This is a genomic window from uncultured Marivita sp. (genome assembly GCF_947488135.1).
GTDB lineage: Bacteria > Pseudomonadota > Alphaproteobacteria > Rhodobacterales > Rhodobacteraceae > Marivita.
The window spans coordinates 59,274-77,161 of record NZ_CANKYW010000007.1; the positions used below are offsets into that span (position 1 = coordinate 59,274).

Here is a 17,888-nt window from a genome sequence, read left to right on the forward strand (position 1 = left end):
TCTCGCGCGGGCGTGGCACTTATGGACAACCCGCCCCGCGCCGCCTATATGCGCGGCCATGCTGGACACCGTTTCAAATCGCCCTGACCTGCCCGCCGAAATCGCCCGGCGGCGCACCTTTGCCATCATCTCGCACCCAGATGCCGGCAAGACGACCCTGACCGAGAAATTCCTGCTTTACGGTGGCGCGATCCAGATGGCGGGTCAGGTGCGCGCCAAGGGCGAAGCGCGGCGCACGCGATCGGACTTCATGAAGATGGAGCAGGACCGGGGCATTTCTGTCTCGGCCTCGGCAATGTCGTTCGATTTCAAGACCTTCCGCTTCAACCTTGTCGACACGCCCGGCCACTCGGATTTCTCCGAAGACACCTATCGCACGCTCACGGCGGTGGATGCCGCCGTCATGGTGATCGACGGCGCAAAAGGCGTGGAAAGCCAGACACAGAAGCTGTTTGAAGTGTGCCGCCTGCGCGACCTGCCGATCCTGACCTTCTGTAACAAGATGGACCGCGAAAGCCGCGACACGTTCGATATCATCGACGAGATTCAGGAAAACCTCGCCATCGACGTGACCCCTGCAAGCTGGCCCATCGGCGTCGGGCGCGATTTCCTGGGCTGCTATGACCTGATCCGCGATCGACTGGAACTGATGGACCGCGCGGACCGCAACAAGGTCGCCGAAAGCATTGCCATCGAAGGCCTGGACGACCCCAAGCTGGCCGAGAACATCCCCGCGCATTTGCTGGAAAAGCTGCGCGAAGAGGTCGAGATGGCGCGCGAATTGCTTCCAACGCTGAACCCGCAAGCCGTGCTCGAAGGGCATATGACCCCGATCTGGTTCGGCTCGGCCATCAACAGCTTCGGCGTCAAGGAATTGATGGACGGGATCGGCACCTACGGCCCCGAACCGCAACCGCAAAAGGCCACGCCGCGCCAGATTCTTCCTGAGGAAACAAAAGTTTCCGGCTTCGTCTTCAAGGTGCAGGCAAACATGGACCCCAAGCACCGCGACCGTGTGGCCTTCGTCCGGTTGGCCTCGGGCCACTTCAACCGAGGCATGAAGCTTACCCATGTGCGCTCCAAGAAACCGATGTCGATCACCAATCCGGTGCTCTTTCTGGCGTCAGACCGCGAACTGGCGGAAGAGGCCTGGGCCGGCGACATCATCGGCATCCCCAACCACGGGCAATTGCGCATCGGCGACACGCTGACCGAAGGCGAGGCGCTCAAGGTGACGGGCATCCCGTCCTTCGCACCCGAATTGCTGCAAACCGTACGCGCGGGCGATCCGATGAAGGCCAAGCACCTGGAAAAGGCGCTGATGCAATTCGCCGAAGAAGGGGCCGCCAAGGTGTTCAAACCGATGATCGGGTCCGGCTTTATCGTCGGCGTCGTCGGCGCGTTGCAATTCGAGGTGCTGGGCAGCCGGATCGAGCTGGAATACGGCCTGCCCGTGCGGTTCGAGGCGTCGCAATTCACATCGGCCCGATGGGTACATGGCGACAAGGCCGCGGTAGACAAGCTGGTCAACGCCAACAAACAGCACATGGCCGAGGACAATGACGGCGACGTCGTCTACCTCACCCGCCTGCAATGGGACATCGACCGCATCGCGCGCGACTACCCGGACGTGACCCTGTCGGCGACCAAGGAAATGATGGTCTAGGGCAAACGGCTGCGAAGCCGCTTCGACAAGGCTTTTCGAAAAGCCTTGTTGATTGCGCTGGAACGACACGGCACTCTGCGCAGATGAGCAGTGACACCCCGCCCGCGAACCCCGCCTATCCGAACGGGCTGCGCGGCATTCTGGACCAGATGAACGCGCGCCGTGCGCCGCTGGGCTTTGCCAAGGGTGAAGCACTGCCGCCGCTTGACTGTGACCTCGTCGTACTGTCCAGGACCCGGGTCACGGTCCCCGCCGACAGCACGCGCACCAAATCGGACAACGCGCGCAAGATCTGGGAGCTGTCCAGGGAACTCAAAGGCCAAAACGCCCTTCTTCTGCTCAACGCCCTGCTCATCGCCCATCTGCGCAAGCGCAGCCAACCGGCGCATACCGCAGACCTGTTCCTGCGTCTTTGGACCGAACACTCCGACCTGTTGATCCAGGAGATGGATTTGCGCTGGAAAGTCTCGAGCCTGACCACCTTCGGCGATCACGGCGCGACCGCCGCACAGCGCAGCGCCGGGCTCGCGCTCTCGACGCTCTTCGGGACGATGAAGCTCTACGAGAGCGAACGGCTCTACTCCGGTCGCGATGCCGACCGTCCCTTCACGCTCGACGGTCGGGCGACGTCGCCGTTGCCGCTCGAAATGAATGCCTTTTCCCTGACCAATGGCGGGCTGGACGTGAACATGGTGGGCCGGCTTTGGGAAGAAGCCGACAGCGATCCCGTCATCCGGCCACTGGCCCACGATATGCTGCACCGTCTGATCGACGATCCGCGCACCGTTTTCCGCCGCCTGCACCGCCTGCGCGTGCGCAAAATGCGACGCATGGATCAGGCGACCGGGACGGAGGCACAGCAAGGCGTCACGGTTCCAGTGCCGAACGCGCCCACCGGGACCCCGCGCTGGGGGCTTGTCTGCACCACGAATGCAGGCCTCCTGGATGTCGCGCGCTTTGTCGCGCACCATCTCGATATCGGCGCGACCCATATCTACCTCTACCTTGATGCGCCTGATCCGGAGGTCACTGGATTGCTGAAGGGAAATCCGAAGATCACCCTGACGGTCTGCGACAGCGCCTATTGGAAGAAAGCGGGCAAGAACCGACCCGAGGCGCATCAGCTGCGCCAGACCTTCAACGCCACCCGTGCCCTGCGCGCGGCCGAGGGCACGGTCGACTGGCTTGGTCATATCGACACGGACGAATTCATCCTGAGCGACACCAAATTGTCTTCGGCGCTGAAAGCGGTCCCCAAGGACATGGCCGGCGCACGGCTTTACCCGGCCGAGGCGCTTGCCACTCCCGTGCCGGGCGAAATGCCCCGCCACTTCAAACTGCGCACAACTGCGGACGGTGTCGCGGCGACCGCCGTGACCGAGATCTACCCGACCTTCGGCAGCTACATCCGCGGCGGTTTCCTGAGCCATCTCGCGGGCAAGGTCTTCGCGCGCACCGGCCTCGGCAATATCCGCCTCGCCATCCACCGGCTGCGCATCAAGGGCGAGGACGTGCTCAACACCGCCACTCTGAACAACGCGGTGGTCGGTCACCTGCACGCGCCCGATTGGGAAAGGTTCATCACCAAGCTCGATTTTCGCCAGACCAAGGGCTCATACCGCATCAAATCCGACGACGCGCTCAAGAATATCGGGCATCTTCTGCAATACCTGCGCAACGAGGAAGGCGAGGACGGTCTGCGGCAGTTCTTCGACGAAGTCTGTCTGGATTCGCCAGACCTGCGCAAAGGCCTGAAAAAGCATGGTTTGCTGCTCTCGCCGCGCTTTGATCCAGACGCCGCCGTCGAACGTGTCTTCGGTGTGCAGCTCAATCGTTGACGAACCGGAAACAATCGCCGCATCGCCCCTTGGTTTGTTGCGACACCGCCACCATATCTGTGTCGGCCAAGGCACATCCGCGCAGGCATGTGCAGCCTCATTGACCCGCCCCACTTCCGCGAGTACATACGCGGGCAGATCGTGACTGTGGATAAACACAGGGCCATACGGGCCGGATCGCAACAGACGCGCGGGCGCAGTCAGTCCGTGAATAACGGATACACATGACAAAATTCTCTGAGTTGAACCTCAACCCGAAAGTTCTGAAAGCTGTCGAAGAGGCGGGTTACGATACGCCCACGCCCATTCAGGCAGGCGCCATTCCTCCCGCCCTCGAAGGGCGCGACGTTTTGGGCATCGCCCAGACCGGAACCGGCAAGACCGCCAGCTTCACGCTGCCGATGATCACGCTGCTCGCCCGCGGGCGTGCCCGCGCGCGCATGCCGCGCAGTCTTGTGCTGTGCCCGACGCGCGAACTGGCCGCACAGGTGGCGGAAAACTTCGACACCTATGCCAAGCATGTGAAACTGACCAAGGCGCTGCTGATCGGCGGGGTCAGCTTCAAGGAACAGGACCTGCTGATCGACAAGGGCGTCGATGTTCTCATCGCCACACCCGGCCGCCTGCTCGACCATTTCGAACGCGGCAAGCTGCTGTTGACCGGCGTGCAGGTCATGGTGGTGGACGAGGCCGACCGGATGCTCGACATGGGGTTCATCCCCGATATCGAACGCATTTTCAGCCTTACGCCCTTCACCCGTCAGACGCTGTTCTTCTCGGCCACCATGGCGCCCGAGATCGAGCGCATCACCAACACCTTCCTGTCGGCCCCGGCCCGCATCGAAGTCGCCCGTCAGGCCTCGGCCTCCGAGACCATCGAACAGGGCGTCGTGATGTTCAAGGCATCCCGCCGTGATCGCGAAGGCACCGAAAAGCGCGCGCTCCTGCGCAAGCTGATCGACAACGAAGGCGACAAGTGTTCGAACGCCATCGTCTTCTGCAACCGCAAGACGGATGTGGATATCGTCGCCAAATCGCTCAAGAAGTACGGCTACGACGCGGCCCCGATCCATGGTGATCTGGACCAGTCGCAGCGCACCAAGACGCTTGATGGCTTCCGCGATGGCAGCCTGCGGTTCCTCATCGCGTCCGACGTCGCCGCACGCGGCCTCGACGTGCCAGCGGTCAGCCACGTCTTCAACTTCGATGTGCCCAGCCACGCCGAGGACTACGTGCATAGAATCGGCCGAACCGGCCGTGCCGGGCGCGATGGCAAGGCTCTGATGATCTGTAGCCCGCGCGACGAAAAGAACTTCGACGCCATCGAACGCCTGCTGCAAAAAGACATCCCTCGCGTGGACAATCCTCTGGGCCAAGCCGCGCCGGAGGCGTCAGACGCGACACAGGACGACAAGAAAGACAGCAAGCCCCGCCGCAGCAGTCGGAGCGGACGCGGTCGTAGCAAGCAGACCGAGGCCGAAGCGGTCCAGGTTCAGGACACCAAGCAGACAACCGTTGAAAAAGACGCTCCTGCGCGGACACAGCCAGAACCGAAGGTGCAGCAAGACACGTCTCAAGTTGGGTCCGACAAGGGCAACCGCAACCGCCGCAATGACCGCGGCGGACGCGATAACAACGTTGTCGGCATGGGCGACCACATGCCGTCCTTTATCGCCAAAAGCTTCGACGAACGCCGCGCTGGCTGACGGTTCAGGGCAGAGTTTCCGGCACCGGAAACGCGGCGATGCGTCGACGCATCGCCCGCCTAGATCGGCCGCATCAAGTCCCGACAAATCGACGGCACATCCTCGAACCGTTCGAACGCACGGTCATGCGGGATTTCGTCGACGGATTTCGTCCGGATGCCCTCGGTAAAGAAGGCAAACGGCACCCCTGCCCGCTGCGCGGTCTCGGCATCCACATCGCTGTCGCCGACATAGACACCCTCGGTCGCGCCCATGCGTTCGAATGCCAATCGCAACGGCGCCGGATCCGGTTTGCGCACAGACAACGTGTCGCCCGCGATGATCGCATCGAACCATCTGGTCAGGTCCACCGCGTCCAACACCGCGGCCAAAGGCCCGCCCGGCTTGTTGGTGCAAATGCCCACCTTGATCCCCTCGGCTCGCAGCGCCTGAACCGCCTCGATGGCACCGGGGAACACGCGCGTGCGCCCCGTGCTGGCTTTGTAATGCGTGATGAACTCTGCCAAAAGCGGGTCGAACTGGTCCGCCTCCAACGCAGTCGCCGCGATCAGGCGGTCAAGGAACACCCGTTCGCCCATGCCGACAAATCCACCGATCTGTGCCTGCGGCAACGGATCAAGCCCGTGATCGGCCAGAAGCGCATTCGCCGCCGCCGCGATGTCCGGCAGACTGTCGATCAGCGTTCCGTCGAGGTCAAAGACAACGCCCCGCGTCATGCCAACCTGCTGATAACCACAGTGACCTCGGGCTTCTTGCCGATCTCGTTCTGCGTCGTCTGACGCGCGATCCGGCGCAACCCTTCTTCAAGCTTGTCATCGTCCGTGATGGTTTTCTCACCGGCTCGCCCGATGAATTGCGACAGGTCTTCCTCCAGCGCATCCACCAGCGGCGCATTGTTCCGGCCCATTTCCGGCAGCCCCATGATCTCGCACCACGGCTCACCCAGCATGTCGTCCTGTTCATCAAGGATGACCGTCACGATCACATGCCCATTGAGCGCCATGCGGATCCGGTCGCGCACGATCCCGTCCATCGCACCGATCTTCACCGACCCGTCCAGATAGGTGCGACCCGTCTCGACATATTCCGCGACCGTGGGCTCGTTGCCCGACAGATCCATCATCATCCCGTTCACGGCCAACACGCCCTTGCGACCGCCCGCACCCGCGACCTTCACATGCTCGCGCAGGTGGCGGTGTTCGCCGTGCATCGGAATGACAAGCTGCGGATTGACCAAGCCGTGGATGGTCTCGAGATCGGGCCGATTGGCATGGCCCGACACGTGATACTTGCCGCTGCTGTCATCGACCACATCCACACCCTGCTCCGAAAACGCGTTCATGATGCTGATCACGCCACGCTCGTTGCCGGGAATGGTCTTGGAGGAGAACAGGAACAGATCGCCCTCGGCCATCGTCAGGCCCTGGTACTTGCCCCGCGCCAGCTGCGCCGAGGCCGCCCGGCGTTCGCCCTGGCTCCCCGTCACGATGAGCATCAGGTTCTCGCGCGGAATCTGCGTCGCCTCTTCCGGGCTGATCACGCTCGGGAAATCAGAGAGGACACCTGTGGTGATCGACGCCTCGATCATCCGCCGCATCGCCCGCCCCAGCAGACAGACCGACCGACCGGCCCGCACCGCAGCCTCGGCCAGCGTCTTGACCCGCGCCACGTTGGACGCGAACGTGGTGGCCACAACCATCCCGGTTGCCTCGCGCACCAGCGTTTCGATCTCGGGTCCGACCGTCGCTTCCGACCGCCCTTCGTGCAGGGAAAACACGTTCGTGGAATCGCAGACCAGCGCCTTCACACCCGGCTTGCCCACCTCTTCCCAAAGCGCGCGGTCGAACGGCTCTCCCACCACGGGGGTTTCGTCGATCTTGAAATCCCCCGAATGCACCAAACGTCCCTTCGGCGTGTCGATCACGAGCCCCGAGCTTTCGGGGATCGAATGCGAGATCGGCACGAAACCCACCTTGAACGGGCCCGCCTCGATGGTTTCGGGCCAGGGTGACACGGTGCGCACGGTTTCAGGCGACTGCCCCGCATCCTCCATCTTCAACCGTGCGATATGCGCCGTGAAGGCCCGCGCGTAGATCGGCGCGCCAAGCTCTTCCCAAAAATGCCCCACCGCACCGACATGGTCTTCATGCGCGTGGGTGATGAAGATCGCCTCGAGCTGGTTGCGCCGTTCTTTCAGCCAGGTGATGTCCGGCAGGATCAGATCGACCCCCGGCGTGCTGTCCATGTCCGGGAAGGTCACGCCCAGATCGACAAGGATCAGCCGCTCTTTCCCCGGTTTGCCGTAGCCATAGACATAGGCATTCATGCCAATTTCGCCGGCCCCGCCAAGGGGCAGGTAGATGATCCGTTCACCGCTCATGATTTATCCGTTTTCTGTGTTGTAAGAGTGGATGACCGTCAGACCGTGCATGGTCAGGTCATCTTCAATCGTGTCAAATAGCAGCTCACCCTGTGCAAACAAGGGAGCAAGCCCGCCGGTTCCAATGACCTTCATCGGTTTGCCGTATTCAGCCTTTATCCGCGTGGTGATCCCCTGGATCAACCCGACATAGCCCCAGAACACCCCGGACTGGATACAGGCCACGGTATTGGTGCCGATCACCTTCTCGGGCTGGGAAATGTCCACATGCGGCAGCGCCGCCGCCCCCTGGTGCAGCGCCTCGAGCGACAGGTTCACCCCCGGCGCGATCACCCCGCCGACATAGGCGCCGTCCTCGGCCACCACGTCGAAATTGGTCGCGGTGCCGAAATCCACCACCACCACGTCACCACCATGCCGATCAAAGGCCCCCGCTGCATTGGCAAGCCGGTCCGGCCCCACCCCGGTGCCCGCATCCACACGCGGCGCATGGGGCAACAGGCACTCGGGCTTGCCGACCACGATGGGCCGCACGCCAAAGAACCGGTCCGAGAACACCCGCAGGTTCCACACCACGCGCGGCACGGTGGACGAAATGATCACATCCGAAATATCCGCCTCGATGCCGTAATGCTTGATCAGGGTCGAGAACCACGTGAAATAGGCATCCGCCGTGCGCCCGTGATGGGTCGAAGTGCGCAGCGTACACAGGAACCGCTCCCCGTCCCAAATGGAGAACACGGTGTTGGTGTTGCCGCAATCAATACACAGAAGCATCGCCCTGCCCCTCAAAAGAAGATATCCGCCGCCGCGATGGCCTGGCGGGTTGACCCGGTGTTTAGGACGATCCGCCCCTCGGCGTCCACTGTCTCGAAACGTCCGGTGATCTCGGTCTCGCCCATGCGCGCGGTGACGCGCTCGCCCAACCGCGCCGCCCGCGCCAGCCACGCCTCGCGAATGGGTCCGAACCCGTAGGTCACGAACTGCGCCTCGTGCCGCGCGAAAGCCGCGGCCAGCATGTCCAGGAACACTTCCGGCCCCACTTCGACACCCAAGGCCGACAGCACCGATACGGGCGGCACCGCCCGCGCCTCGACCTCCGAAAGGGCGGGTGCGGCAACCAGGTTCACGCCGATCCCGATGGCCAGATGCGACCCAAGGCTTTCCAGCAGGATCCCCGCCACCTTGCCCCCGGTCAGAAGCACGTCATTCGGCCATTTGAGCGCAAGCCCGTCCACCCGGCCCGACACCGCCACCAGCGCATCGTAAAGGGCCAGCGCCGCGACGAAACTCCGCAGCGCCCGACGGTCGGGCGCGTCCGACGTCGGCATCACCAGCGTGGCCGCGAAATTGCCGTCCGGGTTCACCCAGGCCCGTCCGCGTCGCCCGCGCGCCGCCGTCTGCCGCAGCGCACAAATCCAAGTCGGCCCCGAAAGCCCCGGCGCCTGCCGCGCCGCCTCGAGCATGGTGCTGTCCACCTCGGCCAGCACCTGCCGCCCGTATCCCGCAGGCCAGTCAACCAAGGCACACTGCTCCTTCATCTTGCCAGATAAACTCCCGCCGGAGGCTTTGCGACCCGCGCAGCGGGGCGCAAAAAACAAAGCGACGCGCCAGAGGCGCGTCACATTGTTTCAACGGTGTCAGAGGCTTAGTTGACAAGGGTCGCCGCTGCCGCTGCCGCCGCGCCTTCGATCCCGAAGAGGTTGACGACACCGACCACCATGATCACCGCGCTGGCCATCAACATGCCCCAGAGCACCGGCGACTTGTTGCCGTCCAGCGCGTCATCCCGCTCTTCGCCGAAATACATGTAGAACACAATCCGCAGGTAATAGAACGCGCCGATCACCGATGCGATCACGCCGGCAATCGCCAGCCATGCCAACCCGGCCTCATACGCCGCGCGCAGCACGTAGAGCTTGCCGAAGAAGCCCACCAGCGGCGGCACACCTGCCAGGGAGAACAGCAACACCAGCATCGCCAGCGCCTTGCCCGGCTCACGCTTGGAGTACATGTTGAGCGACGCGATGTTGGACACCGGCTGCCCGTCCCGCTGCATCGACAGGATGAAGGCGAAGGTGCCCACATTCATCGTCACGTAGATCGCCATGTAGATCAGCATCGCCTGAACGCCGAACGCCGTGCCGGCCGCCAGCCCCATCAGTGCGTAGCCCATATGCGCGATGGACGAGAACGCCATCAGGCGCTTGATGTCGGTCTGACCAATCGCGGCAATCGCGCCAAGGAACATGGACAGCAGGGACAAGAGCGCGATCACTTGGCTCCAATCGCTCACGGCACTTCCGAAGGCGTCATGCATGACCCGCGCAAACAGCGCCATCGCCGCCACTTTCGGAGCGGTGGCGAAGAACGCCGTCACCGGCGTCGGAGAGCCTTCGTAGACATCCGGCGTCCACATGTGGAACGGCACAGCGGATACCTTGAACGCAAGGCCGGAGATCAGGAACACCAAACCGAAGAGCAGGCCCAGCGACACGCCGCCCTCGCTCGCCGTCTGGATGATGCCCGAGAACAGCGTTGTGCCGGAATACCCATAGACGAGCGACGCGCCGTAAAGCAGCAGCCCCGACGACAGCGCGCCCAGCACGAAATACTTGAGACCGGCTTCGGTGGATTTCAGGCTATCGCGCCGCAGCGACGCCACGACATAAAGCGCCAGCGACTGAAGCTCGAGCCCCATGTAAAGCGCCATCAGGTCGCCCGCCGACACCATCATCATCATGCCGACCACGGCCAGCGCGATCAGCAGCGGGTATTCGAACCGCAGCAATCCGCGACGCGTCATGTAGGCCTCGGACATCAGCAGCACCGCCGCTGCCGACACAAGGATGACCACCTTGGCGAACCGCGCAAACCCGTCGTCGATGAACATGCCGTTGAAGGCGACGTTGGTGCCACCCCCGTTCAGACCGATCCACACGGCAAGCGCCAGGAACAGACCGCTCGTGGCCCAGACCAGCAGCGATGCCACGCCGTCCTTGACGGTGTAGACCGCACCCAGAAGTGCGACCATCGCGTAGACCGCCAGCACGATTTCCGGCAGGATGATACCCAGATCAGCCGAGAGCATAGCCCAGCCCCCTTATTCGCTATGCGCGACCTGCGTGGCGAGATCCGCCTCCGCAACCGCGACTTGATAGTTTGAAACCAGCGCCTCGACCGACGGCCCGATCGTGTCGAGGATCGGGGCCGGGTACACGCCAAAGAGGATCGTCGCCACCACCAGCGGCGCGAAGATCGCCCGCTCGCGGCGCGTCATGTCGGTGATGGTCTTGAGGCTTTCCTTGATGAGATCGCCAAGCACCACCCGGCGGTACAGCCAAAGCGCATAGGCCGCCGACAGAATTACACCCGTTGTCGCCACCGCGGCGATCCAGGTGTTGACCTGGAAAATCCCCATCAGCGTCAGGAATTCCCCGATGAAGCCGGAGGTGCCCGGCAATCCGACATTGGCCATCGTGAACAACATGAAAATCAGCGCGTAGGCCGGCATCCGGTTCACCAGGCCGCCATAGGCGTCGATCTCGCGCGTGTGCATCCGGTCATAGATCACGCCGACGCAGAGGAAGAGCGCGCCCGAGATGAAGCCGTGGCTGATCATCTGGAAGATCGCCCCATCCACACCTTGCTGGTTCGCTGCGAAGATGCCCATCGTCACATAGCCCATATGGGCGACCGACGAATAGGCGATGAGCTTTTTCATGTCTTCCTGCACCAGCGCCACCAGCGACGTGTAGACGATGGCGATCACCGACATCCACAGCACCAGCGGGGCCATGACATCGGACCCGACCGGGAACATCGGCAGGCTGAACCGCAGGAAGCCGTAGCCCCCCATCTTCAGAAGGATCGCCGCCAGAACCACCGACCCCGCGGTCGGCGCTTGCACGTGCGCGTCCGGCAACCATGTGTGGACCGGCCACATCGGCATCTTCACCGCGAAGCTGGCGAAGAAGGCTAGGAACAGCAGCGTCTGCAACCCGCCGACGATCTGCACCCCGAGGATCGAGAAGCTCTCCGACCCGAACTGGTGCACCAGCAATTGCTCTATATCCGTGGTGCCCGCGTCCGAGAACATCGCCACCATCGCCACCAGCATCAGCACCGAGCCGAGGAAGGTGTAGAGGAAGAACTTGAACGACGCGTAGATGCGGTTCTTGCCGCCCCAGATCCCGATGATCAGAAACATCGGGATCAGACCCGCCTCGAAGAAGAGGTAGAACAGCACCAGATCTAGCGCCATGAACACGCCCAGCATGAGCGTCTCGAGGATCAAGAACGCGATCATGTATTCCTTGACGCGGTGGGTCACGTCCCAGCTTGCCGCGATGACCAGAGGCATCATGAAGGTGGTGAGCATCACGAACAGCACAGAAATGCCGTCGACCCCCATCTTGTACTGCATGCCAAGCAGCCATTCGCCCTGCTCGACCATCTGGAACCCGGTGTTTTGCGGGTCGAACTGGAACAGGATGAAAAGCGAGATCAGGAACGTGGCCGAGGTCGCGATCAGCGCCAGCCACTTGGCATTCCGGTTCGCCGCCTCGTCGTCTCCGCGGAGGAACACGAGCAGGATCACCGCTGCCAGGGCTGGCAGGAAGGTGACGATGGACAGAAGGTTATCCATTATTCAACTCCTCCGCTCAGCGTCATCCAGGTGACGAGTGCGGCAATGCCGATCACCATGAAGAAGGCGTATGTGAAGATGTACCCCGATTGCGCCCGACCGGCGAGCCGCGTCAGCATCGGAATGAACCCCATTGCCAGCCCGTTGATCGACCCGTCAATCACATTGCCGTCCCCGCGCTTCCAGAAGATGCGCCCGACCATGCTGGCGGGTTTCACGAAAAGGAAGTCGTAGATCTCGTCGAAATACCACTTGTTGAGCAGGAACAGGTACAGCGGGCGCTGGTTCTCGGCCAGTCGCTTGGGCAGCGACGGGTTCACGATGTAGAACCAGTACGCCGTCGCGAGGCCCAGAAGCATGGCGATGAACGGGCTCAGCTTGACCCAAGTGGGCACGTAATGCGCTTCATGCAACACGGTGTTCTCCGGTGCGATATAGATCGCTGCCTCGCCCGGCGCGCTTTCCATGACATAATGCAACTCGGACGCCTTGGGGCTGCGTTCTGCCACCTGCTCGACAAGCTCTGCTGTCGGCTCGCCATAGGCACCACCGAAGAAGCTGATGACCTCGTTGGGCTTGCCAAAGAAGCTCGAATACCAGATGGCCCCGGCAAAGATTGACCCAAGGCTCAGGACACCCAGCGGGATCAGCATGATCATCGGGCTTTCATGCGCGTGTTCATGCGTGTGCTTGTCGCCGCGCGGCTTGCCGTAGAAGGTCAGGAACATCAGCCGCCAGCTATAGAAGCTTGTGAACAGCGCCGCGATGACCAGCAGCCAGAAGGCATAGCCCATCGGACCGGCGGCATAGGCGCTCTCGATCACCGCATCTTTCGACGCAAACCCGGCGAAACCGATCCAGCCAGTGAGCGGAATACCCACACCCGTGATGGCCAGCGTGCCGATCATCATCGCGGCGAAGGTATAGGGGATCTTCTTGCGCAGACCGCCGTAGTTCCGCATGTCCTGTTCGTGGTGCATCGCGTGGATGACCGACCCGGCCCCGAGGAACAGCATCGCCTTGAAGAACGCGTGCGTGAACAGATGGAACATCGCCACGCTGTAGGCCCCGACGCCGGCGGCCACGAACATATAGCCCAGCTGCGACATGGTCGAATAGGCGATCACGCGCTTGATGTCGTTCTGCACCAGACCAATGGTCGCCGCGACAAAGGCCGTGGACGCGCCCAGCACGGTCACGAACATCATCGCTTCGGGTGCAAATTCCATCACCGGCGACATCCGGCAGACCAGGAACACCCCCGCCGTCACCATCGTCGCCGCGTGGATCAGCGCCGACACCGGGGTCGGGCCTTCCATCGCATCCGGCAGCCATGTGTGCAGGAACAACTGCGCCGACTTGCCCATCGCCCCGATGAACAGCAGCACCGCGATCAGGTTCGCTGCGTTCCATTCCCCCCAGAGGAAGGTCAGCTGCGTTTCCGCCAGTGTGGGCGCGGCCGCGAAGATGTCGTCGAAGCGGATGCTGTCGACAAGGAAGAACAGCGCGAAAATGCCAAGCGCGAAACCGAAGTCACCGACGCGGTTGACCACGAACGCCTTGATCGCGGCGGCATTTGCCGACGGCTTGCGGTAGTAGAAGCCGATCAACAGGTAGGACGCGACGCCCACGCCTTCCCAGCCGAAGAACATCTGGACCAGATTGTCAGACGTCACCAGCATGAGCATGGCGAAGGTGAAGAACGACAGATAGGCAAAGAAGCGCGGCTTGTAGACCTCGCCTTCTTTCCACTGCGGATCGTGGTCCATGTAGCCGAAGGAATAGAGGTGCACGAGCGCCGACACGGTGGTCACGACGATCAGCATGATCGCCGTCAGCCGATCCAGCCGGATCGCCCACTCGGTCGACAGCGTGCCGCTCTCGATCCAGCGCAGGATGTTGATGGTCTCGGTGACGCCGTCATGGGTCAGGAAGACGATCCAGGACAGGACGCAGGCGAAGAACAGAAGCCCCGTCGCCACCCATTGCGCGGCGGTCTCGCCAATGAACTTCCAGCCGAACCCGCAGAGGATCGCGCCGACAAGCGGGGAAAACAGGATGAGCGTTTCCATTAGTTATACTCCAGTCCCGGTTGTCCGCTCTGGCACGCAGGGCATTTTCTCAAGTGAAGATCAGATCCGTTTGCGCCATAGACCGCACCGCATTCTGAGCAACCAACTTGATAAACCTTTTGATTGTGGTCGTTGCCATCCAAGTCCGTTTTTCGGATTACAACCTGCCCATTTCGATTAACCGAACCGATTTGTGTAGAGTAGCCAGCCTGCATTGGGTCAGCCCTTCATCACGTTGACGTCTTCAACCGCGATGGAGCCACGGTTGCGGAAGAAACAGACGAGGATGGCAAGGCCAATCGCGGCTTCGGCGGCGGCCACGGTGAGAACGAACAGGGTAAAAACCTGCCCCACCAGATCGCCAAGGAAGCTCGAAAACGCGACAAGGTTAATGTTCACCGCCAAGAGCATCAGTTCGATGCTCATCAGCAGGATGATCACGTTCTTGCGGTTCAGGAACAGCCCGAAAATCCCGATCACGAACAGCACCGCTGCCACTGTCAGGTAATGCTCAAGTCCTATCATCACGTCCCCCGGGGCCTTGCGCCCTCTGGTTCTTTCGACGGGTTGGCGGATACCAACCCCTTGTTTTCACTCATGTCCCCACGGGGACACGCTTAGGTTGTGCCTAAAGCCCCTGCCCGGGCTTCACGTCTTTCAGTTCCATCGACTTGGCCGGATCGCGGTACATCTGCGCCAGCACGTTCTGGCGCTTGACGTCCGAACGATGGCGGAGTGTCAGCACGATCGCGCCGATCATCGCCACCAGCAAAATCAGCCCAGCAAGCTGGAACAGCAGGAAATACTGATCATAAAGAATGAGCCCCAAGGCTTCGGTATTGTGCCGATCCACTGGCGCCACCTGAGCGCGCAACCCTTCGGCCGCCGCGTTGCTTTCCCATGCACCGAAGGCCAGCGCGAATTGCATCAGGATGATGACCCCGAACAGCAGCGCCAACGGCACGTAACGCGCCATCTCGGCCTTCAGCTCGGCGAAATCCACGTCGAGCATCATCACCACGAACAGGAACAAAACCGCCACCGCGCCGACATAGACGATGACCAGAAGCATCGCCACGAATTCGGCGCCCAGAAGCACGAACAACCCGGCTGAAGACAGGAAGGCAAGGATGAGCCACAGCACCGAATGCACCGGGTTCCGGCTGATCACAGTGAACAGGCCACCGGCAATCGTGCACAGGGCAAAGAGGTAGAAGGCAAAGACACTCATGTCTCGTCATCCTTTTTGTCGTCTTCCATGACATCCCGCGCAAGTTCCATTGCGCGCGTCATGGCGGGGATACCGGCGAACATCGACATCTGTGCGATGGTCTCGGCAATCTCGTCTCTGGTGGCACCGGCAGCCAAGGCGTGACGCACGGTCATGCGCACCTGCGTATCCGCCTGCGCGCCCTGCATCGTCAGACCGGCCAGCGTGAGCAAAAGCCGTGTCTTGGCATCCAGCCCATCCTTGCTGATGCCCTTGCCGAACCACATCTCCATGGCGTCTTTCGGCATGGTGGGCCACATCTTTTCAAACCCCTTGGGGTCAAACGACGACAGAGCGGGATTGAAAGCCTTCGCCATCTCCTGCGCCTGCTGCATCATCAACTCGAACGGGGTTTTCGGATCGCTCATCGGTACGGTGCATCCAGTTCGAGGTTGCGCGCGATCTCGGCTTCCCAGCGGTCGCCGTTGTCCAGAAGCTTGGCCTTGTCGTAGTACAGTTCTTCGCGCGTTTCGGTCGAAAACTCGAAGTTGGGACCTTCGACAATGGCATCCACCGGGCACGCCTCCTGGCAAAAGCCGCAATAGATGCACTTGGTCATGTCGATGTCATAGCGCGTGGTGCGGCGGCTTCCGTCGTCACGCGGTTCGGCATCAATGGTGATCGCCTGCGCCGGGCAAATCGCCTCGCACAGTTTGCAGGCGATGCAGCGTTCTTCGCCATTGGGATACCGCCGCAGCGCGTGTTCACCGCGGAACCGCGGGGACAAAGGCCCCTTTTCGTGCGGGTAGTTGATGGTGGCCTTGGGCGCGAAGAAATACTTGAGGCCCAGCTTCATGCCTTGCCAGAAGTCCTGAAGAAGGAAGTACTTGGCGGCGCGTCCGTAGTCGATCTGCGTCATCTCTACTCTCCTTATACCCAGCGCGCGAATGCGCCCCAGAACCAGTCGAATTTCGCTGCAAAGGCCACGAAGACCACCCAGACCAACGAGAACGGCAGGAACACTTTCCAGCCAATCCGCATTAGTTGGTCATAGCGGTAGCGGGGCGTGATCGCCTTCACCATCGCGAAGATGAAGAAGAAGAACGCCATCTTCGCCACCATCCATAGTGCGCCGTCCGGCAGACCGGGGATCGGCGACAGCCAACCGCCGAAGAACAGCAGAGACATCAGCGCGCACATCAGGAAGATCGCGATGTACTCTCCCGCCATGAACAGCAGGAACGGCGTGGACGAATATTCCACCTGGTAGCCCGCAACCAGTTCGGATTCCGCTTCGGGAAGGTCGAAGGGCGGGCGGTTGGTCTCCGCCAAGGCGCTGATCAGGAACAGGAAAACCATCGGGAAATGCGGCAGCCAGTACCATGAGAAGAAGCCGAAATCACCGTCTTGTGCGCGCACGATATCGCCGAAATTCATCGACCCCGTCGAGATGATGATGCCGATGATGATGAGGCCGAGCGACACTTCATACGAGATCATCTGCGCAGCAGAGCGCAGCGAGCCAAGGAACGGATATTTGGAGTTCGACGCCCAGCCACCCATGATCACGCCGTAAACCTCAAGCGAGGACACGGCGAAGACGAACAGGATCGCCACGTTGATGTCGGACAGAACCCAACTGTCGTTGAACGGGATCACCGCCCACGCGACCATGGCGAGCACGAAGCTTGTCATCGGCGCCAGCATGAAGACCGGACGGTCCGCACCGGCGGGAACAACGACCTCTTTGACCACGTATTTCAACGCGTCGGCTACAGTTTGCAGCAGGCCATAGGCCCCCACGACGTTGGGCCCGCGCCGCATCTGGACGGCCGCCCAGATCTTGCGGTCGCCGTAGACGAGGAACAGGAGGCTCACCATCACAAAGCCCAGTACCGCAAGGCACTGTGCCACGATGATCACGCCGATCCCCAGGGGGGTGGTAAAGAAGTCAGCCATCACGTCCTCAAACCATCGGTATTCCGTTTTCAACGCAGGAGGCGGTCACGACTTCGGCGTCGATGGTCCGCACCCCACGGGGCAGCGCCGGCGAGATGGTGTAAACCGCATCTCCTCGCCAGAGGCCAGCCTCTTCGTATACATTTGTGCGCAAATGCCGCGCAAATCCGTAACCCCGAATGAGCGCGTATTGCGCCGCCGCACATTCGGCGTAGTCCTCCACGTCCGACGGCCCGCGCGCCCCGCGCATCGCCACATCGAACTTGACCAGGTCGCCATCCAGCAATGTGGTCTGCACCCCTTCGTAATTGGGCGCGAACCGCGCGGGCGGCGTCGGCGCTGCCTCGCAGCCGGACAAACCGCCCACCATCGCAAGAGCGACAGATGTTATGACCGCCGGGTGGCGCAT

At 61.9% G+C, this 17,888-nt stretch carries 16 protein-coding genes; 3 read left to right on the top strand and 13 right to left on the bottom strand.

Annotated features, from left to right (window positions below):
* Window positions 1–58 precede the first annotated feature (58 nt).
* From Q1B16_RS17445 to Q1B16_RS17455, 3 genes are all read left to right on the top strand, one after another.
* Window positions 59–1,666: a peptide chain release factor 3 gene (locus Q1B16_RS17445; protein ID WP_299791816.1), complete on the top strand. Its 1,608-nt coding sequence runs from the start codon at window positions 59–61 to the stop codon at window positions 1,664–1,666.
* A gap of 83 nt (window positions 1,667–1,749) precedes the next feature.
* The gene (locus Q1B16_RS17450; RefSeq protein ID WP_299791819.1) at window positions 1,750–3,504 is read left to right on the top strand and encodes a glycosyltransferase family 2 protein; all 1,755 of its coding nucleotides are present in this window, start codon (window positions 1,750–1,752) and stop codon (window positions 3,502–3,504) included.
* 224 nt (window positions 3,505–3,728) lie between these two features.
* Window positions 3,729–5,210, top strand: a complete 1,482-nt coding sequence (locus tag Q1B16_RS17455) for a DEAD/DEAH box helicase (protein ID WP_299791822.1) — start codon at window positions 3,729–3,731, stop codon at window positions 5,208–5,210.
* Between the two features lie 59 nt (window positions 5,211–5,269).
* Here Q1B16_RS17455 and gph read toward each other — a convergent pair whose 3' ends face one another.
* The 13 genes from gph to Q1B16_RS17520 all read right to left on the bottom strand — a co-directional run bounded on the left by gph (window position 5,270) and on the right by Q1B16_RS17520 (window position 17,888).
* Window positions 5,270–5,926 (bottom strand): phosphoglycolate phosphatase, encoded by a 657-nt coding sequence (gene gph / locus Q1B16_RS17460; RefSeq protein ID WP_299791825.1) that lies wholly within the window; start codon window positions 5,924–5,926, stop codon window positions 5,270–5,272.
* On the bottom strand, window positions 5,923–7,590 hold the full coding sequence (locus Q1B16_RS17465; protein WP_299791828.1) for a ribonuclease J: 1,668 nt from the start codon (window positions 7,588–7,590) through the stop codon (window positions 5,923–5,925). The genes gph and Q1B16_RS17465 overlap by 4 nt, the downstream gene beginning before the upstream one ends.
* A gap of 3 nt (window positions 7,591–7,593) precedes the next feature.
* Window positions 7,594–8,367 carry a type III pantothenate kinase gene (locus tag Q1B16_RS17470; RefSeq protein ID WP_299791830.1) on the bottom strand — a complete coding sequence of 258 codons (774 nt, stop codon included), beginning with the start codon at window positions 8,365–8,367 and terminating at the stop codon, window positions 7,594–7,596.
* A gap of 11 nt (window positions 8,368–8,378) precedes the next feature.
* Window positions 8,379–9,131 (bottom strand): biotin--[acetyl-CoA-carboxylase] ligase, encoded by a 753-nt coding sequence (locus Q1B16_RS17475; protein ID WP_299791833.1) that lies wholly within the window; start codon window positions 9,129–9,131, stop codon window positions 8,379–8,381.
* Window positions 9,132–9,238: 107 nt separating this feature from the next.
* A complete protein-coding gene (gene nuoN / locus Q1B16_RS17480) occupies window positions 9,239–10,681 on the bottom strand; it encodes an NADH-quinone oxidoreductase subunit NuoN (RefSeq protein ID WP_299791836.1) in 1,443 nt (480 codons plus the stop codon).
* A 12-nt stretch (window positions 10,682–10,693) separates the two neighbouring features.
* On the bottom strand, window positions 10,694–12,238 hold the full coding sequence (locus tag Q1B16_RS17485; protein ID WP_299791839.1) for an NADH-quinone oxidoreductase subunit M: 1,545 nt from the start codon (window positions 12,236–12,238) through the stop codon (window positions 10,694–10,696).
* Window positions 12,238–14,310 carry an NADH-quinone oxidoreductase subunit L gene (nuoL, locus tag Q1B16_RS17490; protein ID WP_299791842.1) on the bottom strand — a complete coding sequence of 691 codons (2,073 nt, stop codon included), beginning with the start codon at window positions 14,308–14,310 and terminating at the stop codon, window positions 12,238–12,240. The genes Q1B16_RS17485 and nuoL overlap by 1 nt, the downstream gene beginning before the upstream one ends.
* A gap of 219 nt (window positions 14,311–14,529) precedes the next feature.
* Entirely contained in the window at window positions 14,530–14,835 is a 306-nt protein-coding gene (nuoK, locus tag Q1B16_RS17495) for an NADH-quinone oxidoreductase subunit NuoK (RefSeq protein WP_072777106.1), read from the bottom strand.
* Between the two features lie 103 nt (window positions 14,836–14,938).
* Window positions 14,939–15,541, bottom strand: a complete 603-nt coding sequence (locus Q1B16_RS17500; protein WP_299791846.1) for an NADH-quinone oxidoreductase subunit J — start codon at window positions 15,539–15,541, stop codon at window positions 14,939–14,941.
* Window positions 15,538–15,948, bottom strand: a complete 411-nt coding sequence (locus Q1B16_RS17505; RefSeq protein WP_299791849.1) for a carboxymuconolactone decarboxylase family protein — start codon at window positions 15,946–15,948, stop codon at window positions 15,538–15,540. The genes Q1B16_RS17500 and Q1B16_RS17505 overlap by 4 nt, the downstream gene beginning before the upstream one ends.
* Window positions 15,945–16,439, bottom strand: a complete 495-nt coding sequence (gene nuoI, locus Q1B16_RS17510) for an NADH-quinone oxidoreductase subunit NuoI (protein WP_299791852.1) — start codon at window positions 16,437–16,439, stop codon at window positions 15,945–15,947. The genes Q1B16_RS17505 and nuoI overlap by 4 nt, the downstream gene beginning before the upstream one ends.
* Window positions 16,440–16,450: 11 nt before the next feature.
* Entirely contained in the window at window positions 16,451–17,479 is a 1,029-nt protein-coding gene (nuoH, locus tag Q1B16_RS17515; RefSeq protein WP_299791855.1) for an NADH-quinone oxidoreductase subunit NuoH, read from the bottom strand.
* Window positions 17,480–17,486: 7 nt separating this feature from the next.
* A complete protein-coding gene (locus Q1B16_RS17520) occupies window positions 17,487–17,888 on the bottom strand; it encodes a hypothetical protein (protein WP_299791858.1) in 402 nt (133 codons plus the stop codon).

Coding starts and splice junctions, on each gene's coding strand:
- Q1B16_RS17445 (WP_299791816.1), top strand. CDS start 59: ATGCTGGACACCGTTTCAAATCGCCCTGACCTGCCCGCCGAAATCGCC.
- Q1B16_RS17450 (WP_299791819.1), top strand. CDS start 1,750: ATGAGCAGTGACACCCCGCCCGCGAACCCCGCCTATCCGAACGGGCTG.
- Q1B16_RS17455 (WP_299791822.1), top strand. CDS start 3,729: ATGACAAAATTCTCTGAGTTGAACCTCAACCCGAAAGTTCTGAAAGCT.
- gph (WP_299791825.1), bottom strand. CDS start 5,926: ATGACGCGGGGCGTTGTCTTTGACCTCGACGGAACGCTGATCGACAGT.
- Q1B16_RS17465 (WP_299791828.1), bottom strand. CDS start 7,590: ATGAGCGGTGAACGGATCATCTACCTGCCCCTTGGCGGGGCCGGCGAA.
- Q1B16_RS17470 (WP_299791830.1), bottom strand. CDS start 8,367: ATGCTTCTGTGTATTGATTGCGGCAACACCAACACCGTGTTCTCCATT.
- Q1B16_RS17475 (WP_299791833.1), bottom strand. CDS start 9,131: ATGAAGGAGCAGTGTGCCTTGGTTGACTGGCCTGCGGGATACGGGCGG.
- nuoN (WP_299791836.1), bottom strand. CDS start 10,681: ATGCTCTCGGCTGATCTGGGTATCATCCTGCCGGAAATCGTGCTGGCG.
- Q1B16_RS17485 (WP_299791839.1), bottom strand. CDS start 12,238: ATGGATAACCTTCTGTCCATCGTCACCTTCCTGCCAGCCCTGGCAGCG.
- nuoL (WP_299791842.1), bottom strand. CDS start 14,310: ATGGAAACGCTCATCCTGTTTTCCCCGCTTGTCGGCGCGATCCTCTGC.
- nuoK (WP_072777106.1), bottom strand. CDS start 14,835: ATGATAGGACTTGAGCATTACCTGACAGTGGCAGCGGTGCTGTTCGTG.
- Q1B16_RS17500 (WP_299791846.1), bottom strand. CDS start 15,541: ATGAGTGTCTTTGCCTTCTACCTCTTTGCCCTGTGCACGATTGCCGGT.
- Q1B16_RS17505 (WP_299791849.1), bottom strand. CDS start 15,948: ATGAGCGATCCGAAAACCCCGTTCGAGTTGATGATGCAGCAGGCGCAG.
- nuoI (WP_299791852.1), bottom strand. CDS start 16,439: ATGACGCAGATCGACTACGGACGCGCCGCCAAGTACTTCCTTCTTCAG.
- nuoH (WP_299791855.1), bottom strand. CDS start 17,479: ATGGCTGACTTCTTTACCACCCCCCTGGGGATCGGCGTGATCATCGTG.
- Q1B16_RS17520 (WP_299791858.1), bottom strand. CDS start 17,888: ATGCGCCACCCGGCGGTCATAACATCTGTCGCTCTTGCGATGGTGGGC.